This is a genomic window from Candidatus Schekmanbacteria bacterium (genome assembly GCA_003695725.1).
In the GTDB taxonomy this organism is placed as follows: Bacteria; Schekmanbacteria; GWA2-38-11; order GWA2-38-11; family J061; genus J061.
Genome location: RFHX01000047.1, coordinates 1 through 3394, shown reverse-complemented (window position 1 = coordinate 3394; position 3394 = coordinate 1). Strand labels below are relative to the sequence as shown.

Here is a 3394-nt window from a genome sequence, read left to right as displayed (position 1 = left end):
CCATAATACAATCCATTGAAATCTCTCATTACTCCAATCAATTGAGAAAATGAGAAATTTTTCATTTGGAGAAATACAATAAAAGAGGACTTATTCTCATATTTCATTTTTGACATTCACCGATTCATCTGTTTATAATCGCCCTAAAAATGGAGGATAAATTTCGATGAAGCGCTCTCTTATAATTTTTTCTCTTTTATTGATTCTTGTCACTCCCCTTTTGTCTTATGCAAAGGAGGATATTCCCCTTGCAGGTGAACAACAGGAAATGGAAAAAAAGCCCGGGGGAATCAAGCCCTGCCTCATATCTATATTTATAGGGCCCCGCGCCGCCTTTGAATACAACGAAGGGAGAAAAATCAGGACAAGTGAAAAATTTTGTCTCACAGTTATCCTATCGCCTATTGTCAAACTTCTTGACGGAATCGATGCTTACAAGGGGAAAACAATGTCTGAAATCGTTGTTGAAGAAGACCTCGATGAAAAAGCCATAAAAGAACAAATGGAGAAGAAGTAAAACAGATTTAATCAACAGTGAGATGCACCAATGCCTGTTTGTCATTTATTGTCCATACATCTTGGACATCATCATTGTCGATATTGCCGATTGCTTTAGCGGTAAAGGAATTTCCTATAGCTACGATTTCATATTCATATCGTGGATTCGATTTGGGGTCAAAACCCAACTTTTTTTTATCTGCGGTAAATTCTTGATTTTCAGAAAAATACATAATCTCAAATTTATAAATATCTAAAAGATTTGTCTTTGCCTCAACTTGTATGGCTTTTTTCCGGTAGCTTAAATAGAGAGGTGTCGCAAGGGCTGCTATGATTCCGATTATGCCAACAATGATTACGAGCTCTATTAAACTAAAACCCTTCTTCGCCTTTCGTAAAGACAATGACTTACGAAAAATATTCATCAACCATTACCTCTTCTTAATTACTAATCTTTCCACTTCTTCAAGATTGGATTTTAGCTCTTCAAGTTTCTGTGAAATCCTTTCTTTTGTTATTTCAGATTCTTTTGCATTTTTTAATTCTTCAATTATCTTGTAATTTTTCAGCGTCAAGTTTGATATTTCAAGAAATCGCATATTTAGAGCATTCACCATATTATTGAATTCCACTTCAAAATCTTTTAGGTAATCATTTTTTCGTCTCAATACCCTTTCAGCCATTTTACCCTCCGCAATGCTTCTTGCAGCCTCCTTGAATCTGAATATTGGTCCGAAGAATTTATGGGTAATTGTTACGCTATGTAGTGCCATTGCTATCATCACAAGAAGAACTACAGGCAAATACCTTTTTTCAAGGAAAAAAAATTGGTTAGCTGCCTCAATTTTTTTTTCAAGTGGTGCAGTCTTCTCACTTAAAACGGTAATTGTGGGCAGATAAATCAGAAAAGAAATTATTACCGTGTAGATAATCAAATAAAGGACCACTGCTACTGCATACTTTGTTTGCGCAACTTTATCCACTAAAACCTTTTTCCTTTTATTTCCTTTCATAAAAAACCCTCGATTTTTAATCTTTTAATCTGAAGAATATTATAGAACTCTATTGTCTATTGAATTAGATTATATATATTATTGTCAATTATTTTTTATAGCTTTTAAAACTTTCATTATTGCCTCTATGAAACGATTAAAGTATGCATCATTTAGATTGGGCTGATATAATTTATGGCATAGGATGATTAAAAATAGAATATTTCCCCAAAGATAGGAGGTCAAAAGATGATAGTTGGAATACCAAAGGAGATAAAAGATCATGAATACAGAGTGGGGATAGTGCCTTCAGGAGTCAGGACTCTTGCAGAAGCGGGAATAAAAGTTATCGTTGAAAAGTCAGCAGGTATAGGAAGCAACATTCCAGATAACGAGTATGAAGAATCAGGTGCAGAAATAGTTGAGAGTGCAAAGGAAGTCTATGAAAAATCCGATATGATAATAAAAGTAAAAGAGCCTCTTGAAGAGGAATATGATTACCTTCGAGAGGACTTGATTCTATATACATTCCTTCATCTCGCATCGAGCCGCTCACTAACAGAAGAGCTTCTAAAAAGAAAGGTAACAGCAATCGGCTATGAAACAATACAGCTTGAGAATGGACTGCTTCCCCTCCTTACTCCTATGAGTGAAATTGCAGGGAAGTTGTCCGTACAGGTGGGCGCATCCTTTCTCGAAAAGGAAAGAGGAGGCAGAGGTGTATTGTTAGGCGGCGTTCCCGGAGTCCTTCCGGGCAAAGTTATAATAATTGGAGGAGGCACAGCAGGCATAAATGCGGCAAAGATTGCCTGTGGTATGGGTGCAGAAGTTACAGTGCTCGATATAAAACAGGAAAAGATGGCATATATTGAAGATATCTTCGGCTCACGAATTTTTACTCTTATTTCAAATTCAAAAAACATAGAAGAGAAAGCCGCAGAAGCCGACCTTCTCATAGGCGCAGTCCTTATTCCCGGCAAAAAAGCCCCAAAAATCATTCCTCGCGAAGTAATAAAGAAGATGAAGGAAGGTTCGGTTTTCGTTGATATATCTGTTGACCAAGGAGGCTGTGCAGAAACAACCAAACCAACAACACATTCCAACCCTGTCTTCAAAGAAGAAGGCGTTATTCATTACTGCGTAACCAATATCCCTTCAGCCGTTGCCTGCACATCAACTTATGCCCTGACAAATGTTACCCTACCCTATGCATTGAAGATTGCAAAGGAGGGATTTAGAAATGCTGTCTCAAATGATAAAGCATTAGCAAAAGGGGTAAACACCTATCAAGGCAAACTTGTGTGTCAAGCCGTAGCTGAAAGTTTTGAAATGGAATTCTCGCCACTAAATTCGTTAATCCAATTTTAAGGATAAATGTCTCATAAGAATGTTATTTTTTATGTAATTTATAGATAATTTTGCCTTTTTTTGAATAATAACTGGACAATCCACTTTTTTTGCATATTTTAATTCACAAAAGATACAATCCCAAAAAACCAAAAAAAAATTCTTCTCAACTTGGAGAATAGATGTATGGGGGAGGGAATAAGATAAATTACTCTTTAAAATTTTAATTTTTTCCCCTCTTTTCCCGATAAAAATTAAGATTTTGTGCAAGAATTAACCGCTTTTATAAACAAACAACAAATGAAAAAATCTTTAATTTATAGATTTCGCTCTAAAATTTTCTTTTATATCGTCCTGCCTCTTCTGCTTTTGATGTTGGCAATAGGTTTCGTCAATGTATTTGGAATTCCATTCACAAATATAAAGGGAGCGCTTCAAGACAGAAAGGAAGAAATAGAGTCAAAACTTTCCTCTATAGCCGATTTGAAAAGGGAAAAGATAACTATTTGGTTTAATGAGAGAATTCACAATTTAGATATAGTAGCTAAAAACCAAAT

At 35.5% G+C, this 3394-nt stretch carries 6 protein-coding genes; 3 read left to right on the top strand and 3 right to left on the bottom strand.

Annotated elements, in window-relative coordinates; all coding sequences use genetic code 11:
• The first annotated feature begins 166 nt into the window (after positions 1 to 166).
• Positions 167 to 517, top strand: coding sequence for a hypothetical protein (locus tag D6734_02315; protein RMF97391.1), 351 nt, complete (start codon positions 167 to 169; stop codon positions 515 to 517).
• A 7-nt stretch (positions 518 to 524) separates the two neighbouring features.
• Here D6734_02315 and D6734_02310 read toward each other — a convergent pair whose 3' ends face one another.
• Together D6734_02310 and D6734_02305 are read right to left on the bottom strand one after the other, a co-directional pair.
• Positions 525 to 923, bottom strand: a complete 399-nt coding sequence (locus tag D6734_02310) for a prepilin-type N-terminal cleavage/methylation domain-containing protein (protein RMF97390.1) — start codon at positions 921 to 923, stop codon at positions 525 to 527.
• Between the two features lie 6 nt (positions 924 to 929).
• Entirely contained in the window at positions 930 to 1511 is a 582-nt protein-coding gene (locus D6734_02305; protein RMF97389.1) for a methyl-accepting chemotaxis protein, read from the bottom strand.
• Between the two features lie 228 nt (positions 1512 to 1739).
• Between D6734_02305 and ald the strand changes: the two genes are divergently transcribed.
• The gene (gene ald, locus D6734_02300; GenBank protein RMF97388.1) at positions 1740 to 2858 is read left to right on the top strand and encodes an alanine dehydrogenase; all 1119 of its coding nucleotides are present in this window, start codon (positions 1740 to 1742) and stop codon (positions 2856 to 2858) included.
• On the opposite strand, the gene D6734_02295 is transcribed toward ald, so the two are convergent.
• On the bottom strand, positions 2844 to 3107 hold the full coding sequence (locus D6734_02295; GenBank protein RMF97387.1) for a hypothetical protein: 264 nt from the start codon (positions 3105 to 3107) through the stop codon (positions 2844 to 2846). The genes ald and D6734_02295 overlap by 15 nt on opposite strands.
• Before the next feature lie 30 nt (positions 3108 to 3137).
• On the opposite strand from D6734_02295, the gene D6734_02290 reads away from it, so the two are divergent.
• Positions 3138 to 3394, top strand: a 257-nt coding sequence (locus D6734_02290; protein ID RMF97386.1) for a hypothetical protein, incomplete at its 3' end; no start/stop codon positions are given.

Bases quoted from the DNA above. Each gene is read 5' to 3' on its own strand.
- D6734_02315 (RMF97391.1), top strand. From the start codon at position 167: ATGAAGCGCTCTCTTATAATTTTTTCTCTTTTATTGATTCTTGTCACT.
- D6734_02310 (RMF97390.1), bottom strand. From the start codon at position 923: ATGAATATTTTTCGTAAGTCATTGTCTTTACGAAAGGCGAAGAAGGGT.
- D6734_02305 (RMF97389.1), bottom strand. From the start codon at position 1,511: ATGAAAGGAAATAAAAGGAAAAAGGTTTTAGTGGATAAAGTTGCGCAA.
- ald (RMF97388.1), top strand. From the start codon at position 1,740: ATGATAGTTGGAATACCAAAGGAGATAAAAGATCATGAATACAGAGTG.